We start from the raw sequence: 16,369 nt of genomic DNA, 5'->3' as shown, positions 1-16,369 counted from the left end.
TCACAGCCCCTGCTCCTGCCTGCCGTACAGCCCGTCATGAACTCCGTGCGGCCCGCTCTCCGGGCGCCGCACTCCCCCGTCACCACCGGAGGGAGCATCCGTGACGCCGTCGCGCGGTGCCCCTGGGAGGGCCTGCGGCACGCTCCCGGCGTCGTACGCGTCCAGCGGTCCGTCGTAGGCCGCGAGCGCCTCACGGGCCGCCCGGCGGGCGCTGTCGGCGACCTCCGGCGGCGAGACGATCCGGCCGTCGCGCCCGAGCCGCAGGGCGAGGCGGCGCAGCGACGCGGGGTCCGGGGTGCGCAGTGTGATGAGCAGGCCGCCGTCCGGCAGTTCCTCGGCGCTGTCGTGGGGGTAGTACTCGGCGACCCAGCGTCCGCCGGGGCCGACCTCCACGACCACCTCGGGGTCCTCGGCGGCCGGCTGCACCAGGCCCTCCGAGAGGTCCCGCAGCTCGATCTCGGGCGGCGCGGACGGCTCGTCGAGGATCTTGATCTCGGCGACCCGGTCCAGCCTGAAGGTGCGCCGCGCCTCCGAGCGGCGGCACCAGGCCTCCACGTACGTGTGCCCGACGCTGACCAGGCGGATCGGGTCGATCTCGCGCTCGCTCAGCTCGTCCCGCGACGGCGAGTAGTAGCGGATCCACAGCCTGCGCCGCTCGGAGATGGCCCGGTCGACGTCGGCGAAGACCCCGCCCTCCGCCTCGAAGGTGACCGACAGCCGGGAGCTGGCGCTCGCCGCCTCGCCGGAGGCGGCCTCCACCTTCGCGGTGGCCCGCAGCAGCGCCTGCCGGTCGCCCTCGCGCAGTCCCGGCAGGGTCGACACGGCCCGCGCGGCCACGAGGAGCGCGGTCGCCTCGTCGGCGGCGATCCGCAGCGGCTCCGCGACGTCGTCGGGGTTGTGCCACCAGATCCGGTCGCCGTCGGTGTCGATGTCGAGCAGGTCGCCGCCGCGGAAGCTGGTCCCGCACAGCGGCAGCACGTCGAGGTCGGAGATCAGCTCGTCCTCGGTGATCCCGAAGGCCCGCGCCACGTCCTCGATCCGCGCGCCGGGCCGCTCCCGCAGATACGTCACCAGGGACAGCATCCGCCGCGTCTGGTCGATCGCGTTCGTGGGCCTGGCCGGTTTTCCTGCCACTTTCCTACGTCCCCCTCAGCCCTTGGCCACAGCGCGCAGCCGGTCCACGACGTCGGCCCGCAGCTCGGCCGGCTCCAGGACCACCACGTCGGGCCCGAACTCCACCAGCCAGGCGTCCAGACCGTGCCCGTACGGAACCTCCAACTCGTCCCACCCGTCACCGAGTTCCCGTACGGAGGCCGCCTTGGCGCGCAGCGGGTATCCCGAGCCCGTCCGCAGCCGGATCAGCGCGGAGCGGTCGGTGATGTCCCCGGCCCAGCCCGCGACGGTCTCCCGCACGGTGACGACGTCGGGCACCTCGGCCGTGTACCTGCCACTGCGGGTACGGACCTTGCCGGTGATCCGGGACAGCCTGAAGACGCGCTCGGCCCCCCGGTCGCGGTCCCAGCCGGCCAGGTACCAGTGGCCGCGCCAGCACTCCAGGGCCCAGGGCTCGACATGGCGGGGCCCGGGGCGGGCCGCGGTCGCCTTGCGGTAGTCGAAGGTGACGGGACGCCGGTCGCGGCAGGCGAGCATCAGCGGCTCGAAGGCAGCCTCGTGCACGGGGATGCGCGGTTCCAGGGCCCCATGGGGCTCGTACGGGTCGACGCCCTCGGGCAGGCCCGCGGCGCGCAGCTTCTGCAGGGCGCCGCTCGCCGCGCCCGCGAGCCGGGCCTGCTGCCAGACCTTGGCGGCGAGCCCGAGGGCCGCGGCCTCCTCGGCGTCGAGCGTGATGGGCGGCAGCCGGTTGCTGTCGCGGCGGGCCAGATAGCCGACCTCGCCGTCGAGGTTCTCCACCGTCTCGATGACCAGGCCGAGTTCGCGCAGATCGTCCTTGTCCCGCTCGAACATCCGGTTGAAGGAGTCGTCCGAGCCGGCCTCCAGATAGGCCTCGATGGACTCACGGAGTTCGCGCTTGCTGAGCGGTCGCCGCGTCCCGAGCAGACACAGCGCCAGGTTCATCAGCCGCTCTGCCTTGGCAATGGCCATCGACGCCCTTCCTATGGTGCTTCCGACCGATGACCGTACCGCCCCGGGGTGTCGTGGCAAAAGCCGAGGGCCCATGCCCGGACAGGCATGGACCCCAAGTGATCGAATCCAGTCGGACAGCGATCACACGACCTACGGAAATCGGAACCTCAGACCCCTACGAGGTCACAGACGAAGATCAGCGTCTCGCCGGGGCCGATACGGCCACCGGCGCCGCGGTCGCCGTACGCGAGGTGCGAGGGGATGACCAGCTGGCGGCGACCGCCGACCTTCATGCCCTGCACGCCCTGGTCCCAGCCCGCGATGACCTGACCGACACCCAGCTTGAAGCTGAGCGGCGTACCGCGGTTCCAGGACGCGTCGAACTCCTCGCCGGTGGAGAAGGCCACACCGACGTAGTGGACCGAGACGGTGTCGCCCGCCTTGGCCACCGGGCCGTCGCCCTCCCAGATGTCCTTGATGTCGAGGTCCTTGGGGGGCTCGCCGCCCGGGAAGTCGATCTCGGGCTTCTCGATGCTCACGTCAGTGCTCCTGCTCGTTCTCGGTGGGACAACCCGGACAGTCTGTCATCCTCAGCTCGCGGCCAGGATGTCGACCACGAACACGAGGGTGGACTTGGCGGGCAGCTCCTCACCCTTGGCCTCGTCGCCGTACGCCTGGGCCGGCGGAATCACCAGCAGGACCCGGTCCCCCACGTGCTTGCCGACGAGCCCCTTGTCCCAGCCCGCGATGACCTGGCCCTGGCCGATGACGGTGCTGAAGGGCTGGCCGGTCTTCCACGACGAGTCGAAGAGCGTGGCCTTCGCCTTGCCTTCGTTGAGCTTCCACGCGGCGCCGCTGTACTGCATGGTGACCGACTGGCCGCTCTTCACCTCGGCGCCCTTGCCCTCGATGAGGACCTTGTCGACGAGCTTGGCCGGCGGGTCGTTCTTCGGCACGGTGATCGTGGCGGGCGCCTCGTCGTCGGCCTTGATCTGCGGCAGGTCCGACGGGATCGCGGCCTGCTTGCCCTCGACCTTGTTGGGGACGACGTCGCCCACGTCCAGCGCGAAGACCAGGGTGTCGGTGCCCGAGACCCCGGCCTGCTGGTTGCCCTGGCTGCCGAAACCGGCGGCCGGCGGCGCGACGACCAGGACCCGGCTGCCCTCCTTCTGCCCCACGAGCGCCTGGGAGAACGCCGGGATGACCGTCTCGGAGCCGGCCGTGATCAACTGCGGCGCCCCGCCCTCCTGGTACGAGGAGCCGAGGTCCTTGCCGCTCTTCCAGACCTTGCCGGTGAAGTTCATCGACACCAGGTCGTCCTTCTTCACCACCGAGCCGTCGCCCTCGGAGACCGTGTGCACGACGAACTTGTCGCTCGGGTCGGCCTTGGGCACGTCGATCGTCGCCTTCTTGCCGAACGCGCCCTTCACCTCGGGCATCGGCGACGCCGAGTCCACCGGCTTCGGCGCCGCAGCGGCGGACGGGGAGGACGACGCCGACGAATCGGCCTTGTCCTTGTCGCCCTTGTCGTCGTCACTTCCGCAGCCGGACGCGGTCAGCGCCAGGGCAGGCACGATCAGGAGAGCAGCAAGTCGGCGTCGCACATCGATCCTCAGGTCGCTCGAATGGGGTCCGGCCACTCTAGGCCCTCACACCACCGGGCCGGGGCAGGCGGAACCGACCGTACCCACCGAGACATACGGAGGACGTAACGGAGAACGTGACAGGGGTCCCGCACACCCACGGTGTGCGGGACCCCTGCCGTGCTGACGAACTCCTACATCCCGGCGATCAGCTTCTCCACCCGGTCGTCGACGGACCGGAACGGGTCCTTGCACAACACCGTGCGCTGCGCCTGGTCATTGAGCTTCAGATGCACCCAGTCGACGGTGAAATCACGGCGCTGCTCCTGCGCGCGCCGGATGAAGTCACCCCGCAGCCGGGCCCGAGTGGTCTGCGGCGGCACGGACTTGCCTTCGAAGATCTTCAGGTCGTTGCAGATCCTCGCGGCCTGACCCCGCTTCTCCAGCAGGTAGTAGAGACCCCGGCGACGGTGGATGTCGTGGTAGGCGAGGTCTATCTGGGCGACGCGCGGATGCGACATCGTCATGTTGTGCTTGGCGCGGTACCGCTCGATGAGCTTGTACTTCATCACCCAGTCGATCTCGGTACCGATCCGGTCGAGGTCCTCGGACTCGATCGAATCCAGCGTGCGGCCCCACAGCTCCAGAACCTGGTCCACGACGCCCGTACGGATACCGCGGCGCTCCACGAAGTCCACGGCCTTCTCGTAGTACTCGCGCTGTACCTCCAGCGCGGATGCCTCCCGGCCACTGGCCAGGCGCACCTTGCGGCGGCCCGTGATGTCATGGCTGACCTCGCGGATCGCCCGGATCGGGTTCTCCAGGGTCAGGTCACGCATCACCGTGCCCGCCTCGATCATGCGCAGCACGAGGTCGGTGGCACCGACCTTGAGGAGCATGGTCGTCTCGGACATGTTCGAGTCGCCGACGATGACGTGCAGCCTGCGGTAGCGCTCGGCGTCCGCGTGCGGTTCGTCCCTGGTGTTGATGATGGGCCGGGAGCGGGTCGTCGCCGAGGAGACGCCCTCCCAGATGTGCTCCGCCCGCTGGCTGACGCAGTAGACCGCGCCCCGCGGGGTCTGCAGCACCTTTCCGGCACCGCAGAGGAGCTGCCTCGTGACGAGGAAGGGGATCAGAATGTCCGCGAGCCGGGAGAACTCCCCGTGACGGGCCACCAGATAGTTCTCGTGGCAGCCGTAGGAGTTGCCCGCCGAGTCGGTGTTGTTCTTGAAGAGGTAGACGTCGCCCGCGATTCCTTCCTCGTGCAGGCGTCGTTCCGCGTCTACCAGGAGTCCTTCCAGAATGCGTTCGCCGGCCTTGTCGTGGGTGACGAGTTCCGTCAGGTTGTCACATTCAGGAGTGGCATATTCCGGATGTGATCCCACGTCTAGATAGAGGCGGGCACCGTTTCGCAGAAAGACATTGCTGCTGCGGCCCCATGACACGACACGGCGGAAGAGGTACCGCGCCACCTCGTCGGGAGACAGGCGCCGCTGTCCCCTGAACGTACACGTGACGCCGTACTCGTTCTCCAGCCCGAAAATGCGGCGGTCCATGACTGAACATTACGCCTGAAGGCCTGTGCTGAAACGGGGTTCGGCTCCTACGTTTCGATCATTTCCGAACTTCCCTCCACCACCGCACTGCCGCTCGTAGCTGCGAGGACCCGCCCCGTGGCCAGCAGAACGAGCAGCGCGGCACCCCCCGCGACCCCCGGTACGGCGAAGCCACGCACCGCCCCGCCCCACTCGACGACCGGTCCCGCGAGACCCGTTCCGACCGACGCGCCCACCGTGAACGTCGTCACCAGCCAGGAGAACGCCTCCGTGACCGTGCCCCTCGGCGCGTGCCGGTCGACGATGATGAACGCACACGCGATACAGGGCGCCAGGAACACCCCTGCCAGCGCGACCAGCCCTGTCATCGCCACCGCCCCCGGCATGAGCATCAGCGGCAGGTAACACACCGCCAGAAGCGCCACCAGCACCCGCAGCCGCCGCTCCGGGGCACCACCCCACTGCCGCGCCCCGTAGACCGTGCCACCGACGAGCGCGCCGAGCCCGAGCGCGGCCATCAGCCAGCCGTACGTCGCGTCACCCCCGTGGTCGTCCGCGTACGACACACCCGCGACCGTGATGGAACCCAGCGCGATACCCACAAAAAGGAACGCGCCGAGCAACGCGATCAGTCCGGGCGAGCGCAGCGCGCCGAGCCAGTGCGCCTCGCGGGGCGCCGAACGCCACGCGCGCGAGGGCCCCGAGACGACCACGGAGAGGGCCCCGAGGACCCCGATGACGTTGATGACGACCAGGGCGGCCTGGGCGGACCACAGGGACACGCAGAGGGTCACCAGCAACGGCCCGACGGTGAACATGACTTCCTGCGCCACGGCGTCCATCGCGTACGCCGTGTGCACCTGCCCCTCCTTGCGCAGGACCGACGGCCACAGCGCCCGCAGACCGCCCTCCAGCGGCGGCGTGAAGAATCCGGCGACCACCATCAGGAGGTACGCGAGCGGAAGCGACTGGATGCCGGTCAGGGCGAACACGCTCACACCGAGGGCGGAGACGAGCGCGGCGGGCAACTGGATCCGCGGCTGCCCGTGCAGGTCCACGAGCCGGCCGAGCAGCGGCTGCCCCACGGCGTTCGACACTCCGTAGACCGCGGTGAGCGCTCCCGCCAGGCTGTAGCTGCCGCCTTCGGCGCGCACGAAGAGCACGACGGCGATGGCGCCCGCGGCGTTCGGCAACCGGCCCACCAGAGTGCCCACGAGCAGCCGTGTGGCATGTCTCGTCCGGAGAATCTCCAGGTACCCCGCGGCCATGTCCCGCCCCTCTGTCCCGTCGGAGCCCCGTCCGCTCTGTGGTGAACGCCGGAGGTTGTACGTATAACGTCGCTCGTCATACGTACCATGTGCGCTGTCCGCGAGTCCAGCAGAAAGACAGGTCGACGGTGGCAGCAGGCAGCCCCCGCCCCACGAGCCGTGACGTCGCCCAGGCCGCCGGGGTGTCCCAGGCGGCCGTCTCCCTCGTGCTCGGCGACAAATGGCGCGGACGCGTCTCCGAACGCACCGCCGAACGCGTACGCGAAGCCGCCCGGGAACTCGGCTACCGGCCCAACCTCGCCGCCCGCAACCTCCGCCTCGGCAGCACCCGCACCGTGCTCCTGGTGGTCCCCGCCCTCACCACGGAGTTCTTCGCGGGCGTGTACACCGGCGCGGCCCGCGTCGCCGCCGAACACGGATTCGGCGTCCTGCTCTACCCCTCCCCCGAGGGCATCGGACCGGCCCGCGACCCCTTCGCCTCCGCGCAGGCCGCCCTCGACGGCGTCATCGCCTCCTCCATGGCCGCCGACGCCCTCACCGCCATCCGCGGCGACCAGCTCCCCCTGGTCATGCTCGACAGCGACCCGGCGGGCAGCACCGGAGCCGCGACCGTCAACCTCGACATCCGCGACGGCGTACGACAGGTCGCGGAACACCTCCTGGCCCTCGGCCACCGCCGCTTCCTACACCTCGCGGCGGACATCCCGTCCTGGACCTTCGACATTCGCGCCCGCGAACTCGCCGAACGCCTCGCCGCGGTCCCCGGCACCGAGCTGCGCACGGCCTCGGCCCCCATCTCGATCGACGACGCCCGGGCCGCCGCGGAAACCGCCCTCTCCGCCCCCGGCCCCCGCCCCACGGCCCTCGTCTGCGACGACGACAAACTCGCCGCCGGCGCCTACAAGGCCGCCCGCCGCCTCGGCCTGCGCATCCCCGACGACCTCTCCGTCACCGGCCTCGACGACCTGGCCCTCGCCACCGCCCTCGACCCCGAACTCACCACGGTCCGCCTGGACGCCGAACTCTTCGGCGAACGCGGCATGCAAGCCCTCCTGGCGGTCCTGAACACCCACCCCCTCACCCAGGAAGACATCCCGGTAACCCTGATACTCCGAGGCTCCACAGCCCCACCGGCAACCTCCTAGGGCGCGGGGAACGGCGCAATCTTTTGCCTGTCAGGGGCGCGGGGAACGGCGCAATCTTTTGATCTTTTAGGGGCGCGGGGAACGGCGCAATCTTGTCACTTTCAGGGGGCGCGGGGAACGGCGCGACCAGCCCTCACCGGCCCGCAGAACACCACGTGCCCCCGGCCTGAAGAGGCCGAGGGCACGGGCACACGGGGGTGAAGGCGGTCAGAAAGCCGAGGAGGTCACTCCTCGTCCTCAGGATCCTCCGCCTCCGCAGCCGTGGAGGCTCCCCCCTCCTCCAGCAACCGCCCAAGCTGCCGCCCCACAATCCGCTTGAACTTCCGCGCCTGCGGCCGCGTCCGGTCCAGCACGGCGACTTCCAGCCGCTCCGCGGGAATCTCCCGCTCGCTGCCGTTCGTGTCACGCGACAACGCCTGAACCGCCAGCTTCAGCGCCTCGGCCAACGACATCCCGTCCTCATGCCGCTGATCGAGGTACGTGCTGATCGTCTCGGCGTTGCCGCCGACCGCCACCGAACCGTGCTCGTCCACGATCGACCCGTCGTGCGGAAGCCGGTAGATCTGGTCGCCCTCGGGGGTCTCCCCCACCTCGGCGACCACCAGCTCCACCTCGTACGGCTTCTCCGCCGCGGACGAGAAGATCGTGCCCAGCGTCTGGGCATAGACGTTGGCCAGACCACGGGCGGTCACATCGTCACGGTCGTACGTGTAACCCCGCAGGTCGGCATAGCGCACACCGCCGATCCGGAGATTCTCGTACTCGTTGTACTTGCCGGCGGCCGCGAAGCCGATCCGGTCATAGATCTCGCTGAACTTGTGCAGCGCACGGGACGGGTTCTCGCCGACGAACACGATGCCGTCGGCGAACTGCAGCACAACGAGGCTGCGGCCACGGGCGATGCCCTTGCGGGCGTATTCCGCCCGGTCGGCCATGGCCTGCTGGGGTGATACATAGAACGGCGTCGACACCGGCTATCCGTCCCTTTCTGTGGAAGTCACTGGATCACCTTGTAAACGGGCCGCCGCTAGAGCAGCGCGGCCCGCGGACCGTCGGGCTGCTCCAGGCGCCGCTCGATGATCGCACCGGCGATCTCGGAGGACTCCTGGTCCGTGAGCCGGCGGAAGCCGTCCTCGGTGATCACGGTGACGATCGGGTAGATCCGGCGGGCGACATCGGGACCACCGGTCGCCGAGTCGTCGTCTGCCGCGTCGTACAGCGCCTGCACGACGAGCGTCGTGGCCTGCTCTTCCGTCAGGTCCTTGTGGAACAGCTTCTTCATGGCCCCGCGCGCGAAGAGCGAGCCGGAGCCCGTGGCCGCGAAGCCGTGCTCCTCGGAGCGGCCGCCCGTCACGTCGTAGGAGAAGATGCGGCCCTTGTCGCGGTCGACGTCGAAACCGGCGAAGAGCGGGACCACGGCGAGGCCCTGCATGGCCATGCCGAGGTTCGAACGGATCATCGTGGAGAGGCGGTTGGCCTTGCCCTCCAGGGAGAGCGTGGTGCCCTCCACCTTCTCGAAGTGCTCCAGCTCCAGCTGGAACAGCTTCACCATCTCGACGGCCAGGCCTGCCGTACCGGCGATACCGACGGCCGAGTACTCGTCCGCCGGGAACACCTTCTCGATGTCCCGCTGCGCGATGACATTGCCCATCGTGGCCCGCCGGTCACCGGCGAGAACGACACCGCCGGCGAAGGTGACGGCGACGATGGTCGTGCCGTGCGGGGCCTCGATGACTCCCTGCGTGGGCGGCAACTGCCGCTTGCCCGGGAGCATCTCGGGCTGATGGTCGGACAGGAAGTCCATGAAGGACGACGACCCGGGCGTCAGGAAGGCAGCTGGTAGACGCCCGGTGCTACGAGTGTTGGCTTCCACGAGGATCCCTCCAAGTAGGCGGCAGCCCGACGAACTGCGTCGGGATCATCTCCCAACTTGCCGATGGCCGAATTGCAGTTGAAGCACAGTACGCCACGGACCCTACCCGTCTCGTGGCAGTGATCCACATGAACGGCCGGAGCTTTCAGGCAGATCACGCAGAGCCCCATCTGCGGGGCAACCATCTCGTCACGCTCGGCTTCGGTCATGCCGTACTGGCGCTTCAGGTGGCCCTGCCGCCCCTGCACGACCCGACACGCTTTGCAGCGTGTGGACAGCCCGTCCGACGCGGACGAGTTGCGGTGCCGTTCGCGGTGCGGCTTGACCTCGCCACATGTCCGGCACAGCTTGCGCCCGGCCGGAACGTCCACCTTTTCCCGAACTGCTTTTCCTTCGGCCTCGCGTCGGCGCCGGTAGTGCGCTGCGCCGTATTCGGCCACGCACTCCCTGCATCGCACCTGAAGGCCGTCGAGTCGGTTCCTGTCCCGTGCGAAGGCAGCGAGAGGGAGAACCCTCTCGCAGCCCGAGCAACGCTTCTCCGGCAGCCTTCCCGCCATCCCCCGAACCTTCGCTTCGAAGGTGAATTACGCGATCAGCCTTTACTCCCCGCCTTTTTGAACGAAGCTCCGAACGAAGTCCTCCGCATTTTCCTCAAGGACATCATCGATTTCGTCCAGGACCGAGTCGACGTCGTCGCTCAGTTTCTCCTGGCGCTCCTTGAGGTCCTCGGATGCCTGTACCTCGGGCGCCTCCTCGACCTGTTCGGTCTCGCGCGTCGCCTTCTGCTGTCCGCCGCCGGTGTCCTTGGTCGCCATAACCCTCACCCCGCTCGGTTTCGACGTTCTTGATCAGACCCTACAAGCAGGGTCCGACATCGGCCCCGCAGTTGCTACAACGTCCGGGAGCCATCTCGATGATTCCCGAACGGCGGCATTTCCACCCTGTCGGGCGGGATCGGCCCGGTGACCGGTTCAGCCGCCCGACAGGACCTTGACCAGGTCTTCTGCCGTGCGACAACGGTCGAGGAGCTCCTTGACGTGATTACGCGTTCCGCGAAGCGGCTCCAGGGTTGGAACGCGCTGGAGCGAGTCCCGGCCCGGCAGATCGAAGATCACCGAGTCCCAGGAGGCCGCCGCGACGTCATCCGCGTACTGTTCGAGGCAGCGCCCGCGGAAGTACGCGCGGGTGTCCTCCGGCGGCTTCGTCTCGGCCCGTTCGACGCCCGTCTCGTCCAGCAGCCGCTTGATGCGGCCGCGGGCCACCAGACGGTTGTAGAGGCCCTTGTCGGGCCGTACGTCGGCGTACTGGAGGTCGACCAGGTGCAGCCGGGCGGCGTCCCAGTCGAGGTCGTCACGGCGCCGGTAGCCCTCCATGAGCTCCCGCTTGGCCACCCAGTCCAGTTCGCCTGACAGGCTCATCGGGTCGGTCTCCAGCCGGCCCAGGACGTCCTCCCAGCGGGTCAGCACGTCCTTGGTCTGCTCGTCCGCGTCGGCCCCGTAGCGCTCCTCGACGTACTTGCGCGCCAGTTCGAAGTACTCCATCTGGAGCTGGACCGCGGTGAGTGTCCGGCCGCTGCGGAGGGTGATCAGGCGCTTGAGGGTGGGGTCGTGCGAGACCTGGTGCAGGGTGCGCACCGGCTGGTCGACGGCGAGGTCCACGGCGATGAAGCCGTCCTCGATCATGGACAGGACGAGGGCCGTGGTGCCGAGCTTGAGGTAGGTCGAGATCTCGGAGAGGTTCGCGTCGCCGATGATCACGTGCAGGCGGCGGTATTTCTCGGCGTCCGCGTGCGGCTCGTCGCGGGTGTTGATGATGGGGCGCTTCAAGGTGGTTTCGAGGCCCACCTCGACCTCGAAGTAGTCGGCGCGCTGACTGAGCTGGAAGCCGTGTTCGTGGCCGTCCTGACCGATACCGACGCGGCCCGCTCCGGTGACGACCTGGCGTGAGACGAAGAACGGCGTGAGGTGGCGCACGATGTCAGAGAAGGGGGTCTCCCGCTTCATCAGGTAGTTCTCGTGCGTGCCGTAGGAGGCGCCCTTGTTGTCGGTGTTGTTCTTGTAGAGGTGGATCGGCTGGGCGCCGGGGAGCTGGGCGGCGCGCTCGGCGGCTTCGGCCATGATGCGTTCGCCGGCCTTGTCCCACAGGACGGCGTCCAGTGGGTTGGTCACTTCGGGGGAGCTGTATTCGGGGTGTGCGTGGTCGACGTACAGCCGTGCCCCGTTGGTGAGGATGACATTGGCGAGGCCGATGTCCTCGTCGGTGAGCTGACTGGAGTCGGCGGCCTCGCGGGCGAGGTCGAAGCCCCGCGCGTCCCGCAGCGGGTTCTCCTCCTCGAAGTCCCAGCGGGCCCGCCGGGCCCGGTGCATCGCCGCCGCGTAGGCGTTGACGATCTGGGACGAGGTGAGCATGGCATTGGCGTTGGGGTGGCCGGGGACGGAGATCCCGTATTCCGTCTCGATGCCCATTACTCGCCGTACGGTCATGCGGCCCTCCTTGCCCGGCGGCGTCCTCGGTCGGGGACGCCGCTCAAGTACCGCTGGCGCTCCGGTGCGTGTGCGGTGCCCGTCCCCGCACTGCGCGACTCGGCGGTACCGAAGAGCCTAGAGCGCCTTTGCGCTGGTGGGGAGATCATTTGCGTCATTGCTCAGCTCCAGCTGTGCCCTGGAAAACAGTTGGCTGCGGGTACCCGGTGAGGGCACCCGCAGCCACCCTGTCTTTTACAGGTACTGACCGGTGTTCGCCACCGTGTCGATGGAGCGTCCGGTGTCCGCGCCCTGCTTTCCGGTGATGAGTGTCCGGATGTAAACGATCCGTTCGCCCTTCTTTCCGGAGATGCGGGCCCAGTCGTCCGGGTTGGTGGTGTTCGGCAGGTCCTCGTTCTCCTTGAACTCGTCCACGCAGGCCTGGAGCAGGTGGGAGACCCGCAGGCCCTTCTGGCTGTGTTCGAGGAAGTCCTTGATCGCCATCTTCTTGGCGCGGCCGACGATGTTCTCGATCATGGCGCCGGAGTTGAAGTCCTTGAAGTAGAGGACTTCCTTGTCGCCGTTGGCGTACGTGACCTCGAGGAAGCGGTTTTCCTCGGACTCGGTGTACATGTGCTCGACGGCGGTCTGGATCATGCTCTGGACGGTGGTGCTCTTGCTGCCTCCGTGCTCTCCGACGTCCTCGGGGTGCAGCGGGAGCCGCTCGGTGAGGTACTTGGCGAAGATGTCCTTGGCCGCTTCGGCGTCCGGACGCTCGATCTTGATCTTCACGTCGAGGCGGCCGGGGCGCAGGATGGCGGGGTCGATCATGTCCTCGCGGTTCGAGGCACCGATGACCACGACGTTCTGCAGGCCTTCCACGCCGTCGATCTCGGCGAGCAGCTGCGGGACGATGGTGTTCTCCACGTCCGAGCTGACGCCTGATCCGCGGGTGCGGAAGAGGGATTCCATCTCGTCGAAGAAGACGATGACGGGGGTGCCCTCGCTGGCCTTCTCACGGGCGCGCTGGAAGACGAGGCGGATCTGCCGCTCGGTCTCACCGACGTACTTGTTGAGGAGTTCGGGGCCCTTGATGTTGAGGAAGAAGCTCTTGCCGGTGGCCTGTCCGGTCACTTCCGCGACCTTTTTGGCCAGGGAGTTGGCGACGGCCTTGGCGATGAGTGTCTTGCCGCAACCGGGGGGCCCGTACAGCAGTACGCCCTTGGGCGGCCGCAGTTCGTGCTCCTTGAACAGGTCGGGGTAGAGGTAGGGCAGCTCGACCGCGTCGCGGATCATCTCGATCTGGCCGCCCAGACCGCCGATCTGCTCGTAGCCGATGTCGGGGACCTCTTCGAGGACGAGTTCTTCGACCTCGCTCTTGGGCACGACCTCGTAGACGTAGCCGGAGCGGGGTTCGAGGAGGAGGGCGTCGCCCGGACGGATGACTACGTCCAGGAGTGGTTCGGCGAGCCGGACCACCCGTTCCTCGTCGGTGTGCCCCTGTACGAGGGCGCGCTCGCCGTCCTCGAGGATCTCTTTGAGGGTGACGATGTCGCCGACGCTCTCGTACTCCATGGCCTCGACCACGTTGAGAGCTTCGTTGAGCATCAGTTCCTGGCCGCGCCTGAGCTCTTCGAGCTCGACGCTTGGGCTGACGTTCACCCGGAGTTTGCGGCCTCCGGTGAAGATGTCGGCGGTGCCGTCCTCGTTCGCTGCGAGGAAGACTCCGAAGCCGGCCGGCGGCTGTGCGAGCCGGTCGACTTCCTCCTTGAGTGCCACGATCTGGTCGCGGGCCTCTCGGAGGGTGTTGGCCAGCCGCTCGTTCTGCGCGGAGACGCCGGCCAGGTTGGTCTGCAGCTCGACGATCCGCTCTTCGAGAATCCTCGTGTGTCGCGGAGAGTCGGCGAGCTTGCGTCGCAGGACGGCGATCTCCTGCTCAAGGTAGGCAATCTGCCCGGACGGGTCGTCGGACCCTCGTCCCGGGCGGATGCCGCGGTTCATGTCGTCGTCGTGGGCTGCCACGGTCCTCACCTCCTCCAAGGGGAGCTGGACGCTTCCAGACCCTACCTGGGTGGGTGTCGATTGAAACCCCTAGATCAAAAGACTGTCGGGGTGTGTCCGATCTTCACCCTTGCGCTCTCCCTCACGCCAGTGGAATACCCACCCAACATGATTGGGAAGCCGACGGAGGTAGGGTCGAAGTGTTCAACACCCGTCAGAGCTGGCCGGATTCCCCGTCCTGAGGCGGCTCTGCGCAGGAAACGGCAGGAGAAATGACCGTGCAGCAGGAGGCCGGAGTCGACGGCGAGGCGCTTGAGGTCTGGATCGACCAGGACCTGTGCACCGGCGACGGGATCTGTGCCCAGTACGCGCCCGAGGTGTTCGAACTGGACATCGACGGGCTGGCCTATGTGAAGAGCCCGGGTGACGAGCTTCTGCAGACCCCGGGGGCGACAACGCCCGTACCCCTGACGCTTCTGCGTGATGTCGCCGACTCGGCGAAGGAGTGTCCGGGCGACTGCATCCATGTACGCCGCGTGTCGGACAGCGTCGAGGTCTACGGTCCCGACGCGGAGTGAGCGGACGGGCACCTCGCGTGACACAGGTGCCCGGTTCCTCCGGATTGTCTTTCTTCTCACATGTCCGGCTTCCCGCTCCGGTGCCCCGGTCTCACATACTGCGGGCCGCGGGGGATGTCGAGCGTACGAAGGCGCCGTTCTTCCACTGCCACTTGGCGCTCTCGTTCACGTCGGGGCAGCAACTCGGTACGTCGGGTGAGGAGTAGCCGAGCAGGGTCGCGGTGACGGTGGCGTCGCGGACGGCGAAGTCCTGGACGGACAGTCGGTCCTCGGGATCCACCAGGGTGGCCACGACTCTGGGTTTCGAGGTGCCTCCGGACGCGGTGAGGACGTAGATGCCGCTGGGCGGAGTGCCGGATCCCGCGTCGCAGCGGACCACGGCGACCGTCTCGGGGAGGCCGTCGCCGTCGAGGTCGCCCGAGGCCTTCTTCTGGATGAGGACCTTCGCGGGGCCGCAGTCGAGGGGGAAGTCGGCGCGGGCGGGGTCGGGGGGTGTCGTGGCCGCCGGGGCGCTCTTGGCCTCGATGCCGTGCTGGGCGGCCGTGGCCTTGTCGGGCTGCAGGAAGCCCGAGGCCGCGACCACCGCGGCGAGCGCCGCTGCCGTGGCGACCCAGTGGATGGGGCGGGTGTGCGTGTGGGCCAGTTCCGGGACGGCGGAATGCTGCACTAGGAAGTGTCTCCCGTGAGGGCTGTGCCGGTGGGGTGGCCAGAATGGTGCCACACGTCACACCGCGAGGGAACGGTGGGGTCGACGGTACTGGCGGAACGTCAAGGGAAATGCGCTGTGGCCGAGTTCCCGAGGGGTCCTCGGGAACTCGGCCACGGTGCTTGCGCGTTGTGTGCGGCACGGGGCCGCTTCAGCGGCCGGGGGCGCCGCCGTCGGCGTTGGGTCCGGTGTAGTCGTCGCCGTACGCGCCCTTGGAGGGGCGGCGGCGGCGCATGGGCGGCTCGACGCCGTCCGCGAGGCGGCGGGCGGTGAGCAGGAAGCCGGTGTGGCCGATCATCCGGTGGTCGGGGCGGACGGCCAGGCCCTCGATGTGCCAGTTGCGGACCATCGACTCCCAGGCGCTCGGCTCGTTGAAGCAGCCGATCTCGCGGATGGACTCGACGGTCCGGGCGAGCTGGGTGGTGGTCGCCACGTAGCAGCAGACGATGCCGCCGGGGACGAGTGCCTTGGAGACGGCCTCCAGGCACTCCCAGGGGGCGAGCATGTCGAGGACTACGCGGTCGACCTCGGTGTCCGAGAGGTTGTCCTGGAGGTCGCCGACGGTGAGCTGCCAGGCGGGGTGGGGGCCGCCGAAGTAGCGCTCCACGTTCTGCTGGGCGATCTCGGCGAAGTCCTCGCGGCGCTCGTACGAGTGCAGCATGCCCTGGTCGCCGACGGCGCGGAGCAGGAAGGTGCTGAGGGAGCCGGAGCCCACGCCGGCTTCCACGACGCGGGCGCCGGGGAAGATGTCGGCGAAGGACAGGATCTGCCCCGCGTCCTTGGGGTAGACCACGGCGGCGCCGCGGGGCATGGACAGGACGTAGTCGGGGAGCAGGGGGCGCAGCGCCAGATAGGCGACGTTCCCCGTGGTGCGGACAACGCTGCCCTCGGGTGCGCCGATCAGCTCGTCGTGCGGGAAGGAACCCTTGTGGGTGTGGAAGTTCTTCCCTGCTTCGAGCGTGAACGTGTAGTGGCGGCCCTTGGGGTCGGTCAGCTGTACCTGGTCCCCGACCTTGAAGGGCCCGCGTCGGCGGGCGGCACCGGTCGGTTCGGACATGTGCGCCAGCCTACCGGCGATTGTGAGGGGCGCCGACCACCCACCCGGGGTGCTG

At 68.6% G+C, this 16,369-nt stretch carries 15 protein-coding genes and 1 pseudogene; 2 read left to right on the top strand and 14 right to left on the bottom strand.

The window, feature by feature from the left end; genetic code table 11:
• The 6 genes and pseudogenes from IE278_RS37075 to IE278_RS37050 form a co-directional block, all read right to left on the bottom strand.
• Positions 1–1,134 carry a helix-turn-helix transcriptional regulator gene (locus IE278_RS37075; RefSeq protein WP_189779335.1) on the bottom strand — a complete coding sequence of 378 codons (1,134 nt, stop codon included), beginning with the start codon at positions 1,132–1,134 and terminating at the stop codon, positions 1–3.
• 15 nt (positions 1,135–1,149) lie between these two features.
• Positions 1,150–2,103, bottom strand: coding sequence for a helix-turn-helix transcriptional regulator (locus IE278_RS37070; RefSeq protein ID WP_189779333.1), 954 nt, complete (start codon positions 2,101–2,103; stop codon positions 1,150–1,152).
• A 149-nt stretch (positions 2,104–2,252) separates the two neighbouring features.
• On the bottom strand, positions 2,253–2,624 hold the full coding sequence (locus tag IE278_RS37065; protein ID WP_189779331.1) for an FKBP-type peptidyl-prolyl cis-trans isomerase: 372 nt from the start codon (positions 2,622–2,624) through the stop codon (positions 2,253–2,255).
• A 51-nt stretch (positions 2,625–2,675) separates the two neighbouring features.
• A complete protein-coding gene (locus tag IE278_RS37060) occupies positions 2,676–3,689 on the bottom strand; it encodes an FKBP-type peptidyl-prolyl cis-trans isomerase (RefSeq protein ID WP_189779329.1) in 1,014 nt (337 codons plus the stop codon).
• Between the two features lie 173 nt (positions 3,690–3,862).
• The gene (pafA, locus tag IE278_RS37055) at positions 3,863–5,224 is read right to left on the bottom strand and encodes a Pup--protein ligase (RefSeq protein WP_149512755.1); all 1,362 of its coding nucleotides are present in this window, start codon (positions 5,222–5,224) and stop codon (positions 3,863–3,865) included.
• Between the two features lie 9 nt (positions 5,225–5,233).
• Positions 5,234–6,492, bottom strand: a pseudogene (locus tag IE278_RS37050) (MFS transporter).
• Between the two features lie 128 nt (positions 6,493–6,620).
• Here IE278_RS37050 and IE278_RS37045 point away from each other — a divergent pair.
• Entirely contained in the window at positions 6,621–7,637 is a 1,017-nt protein-coding gene (locus IE278_RS37045; RefSeq protein ID WP_189779327.1) for a LacI family DNA-binding transcriptional regulator, read from the top strand.
• Between the two features lie 224 nt (positions 7,638–7,861).
• On the opposite strand, the gene prcA is transcribed toward IE278_RS37045, so the two are convergent.
• The 6 genes from prcA to arc form a co-directional block, all read right to left on the bottom strand.
• Positions 7,862–8,608, bottom strand: coding sequence for a proteasome subunit alpha (gene prcA, locus IE278_RS37040; RefSeq protein ID WP_189779325.1), 747 nt, complete (start codon positions 8,606–8,608; stop codon positions 7,862–7,864).
• Between the two features lie 56 nt (positions 8,609–8,664).
• On the bottom strand, positions 8,665–9,510 hold the full coding sequence (gene prcB, locus IE278_RS37035; protein ID WP_189779323.1) for a proteasome subunit beta: 846 nt from the start codon (positions 9,508–9,510) through the stop codon (positions 8,665–8,667).
• Positions 9,462–10,067 (bottom strand): endonuclease VII domain-containing protein, encoded by a 606-nt coding sequence (locus IE278_RS37030; RefSeq protein WP_189779321.1) that lies wholly within the window; start codon positions 10,065–10,067, stop codon positions 9,462–9,464. Before IE278_RS37030 ends, prcB begins: the two co-directional genes overlap by 49 nt.
• 42 nt (positions 10,068–10,109) lie before the next feature.
• A complete protein-coding gene (locus IE278_RS37025) occupies positions 10,110–10,325 on the bottom strand; it encodes a ubiquitin-like protein Pup (RefSeq protein WP_189779319.1) in 216 nt (71 codons plus the stop codon).
• Between the two features lie 156 nt (positions 10,326–10,481).
• On the bottom strand, positions 10,482–11,993 hold the full coding sequence (gene dop, locus IE278_RS37020; RefSeq protein ID WP_349294312.1) for a depupylase/deamidase Dop: 1,512 nt from the start codon (positions 11,991–11,993) through the stop codon (positions 10,482–10,484).
• Between the two features lie 234 nt (positions 11,994–12,227).
• A complete protein-coding gene (gene arc, locus IE278_RS37015) occupies positions 12,228–13,994 on the bottom strand; it encodes a proteasome ATPase (protein WP_189779317.1) in 1,767 nt (588 codons plus the stop codon).
• Positions 13,995–14,245: 251 nt separating this feature from the next.
• Here arc and IE278_RS37010 point away from each other — a divergent pair, with 251 nt between their 5' ends.
• Positions 14,246–14,551 (top strand): ferredoxin, encoded by a 306-nt coding sequence (locus IE278_RS37010; protein ID WP_189779315.1) that lies wholly within the window; start codon positions 14,246–14,248, stop codon positions 14,549–14,551.
• A gap of 91 nt (positions 14,552–14,642) precedes the next feature.
• Here IE278_RS37010 and IE278_RS37005 read toward each other — a convergent pair whose 3' ends face one another.
• Both IE278_RS37005 and IE278_RS37000 read right to left on the bottom strand, forming a co-directional pair.
• Entirely contained in the window at positions 14,643–15,218 is a 576-nt protein-coding gene (locus tag IE278_RS37005) for a hypothetical protein (RefSeq protein WP_189779313.1), read from the bottom strand.
• 190 nt (positions 15,219–15,408) lie between these two features.
• Positions 15,409–16,314, bottom strand: coding sequence for a tRNA (adenine-N1)-methyltransferase (locus IE278_RS37000; RefSeq protein WP_189779311.1), 906 nt, complete (start codon positions 16,312–16,314; stop codon positions 15,409–15,411).
• Positions 16,315–16,369: the final 55 nt, after the last annotated feature.

The sequence above is a fragment of the Streptomyces tauricus genome (genome assembly GCF_014650955.1).
Lineage (GTDB): Bacteria > Actinomycetota > Actinomycetes > Streptomycetales > Streptomycetaceae > Streptomyces > Streptomyces tauricus.
This window is presented reverse-complemented; position numbering and strand designations above follow the sequence as displayed.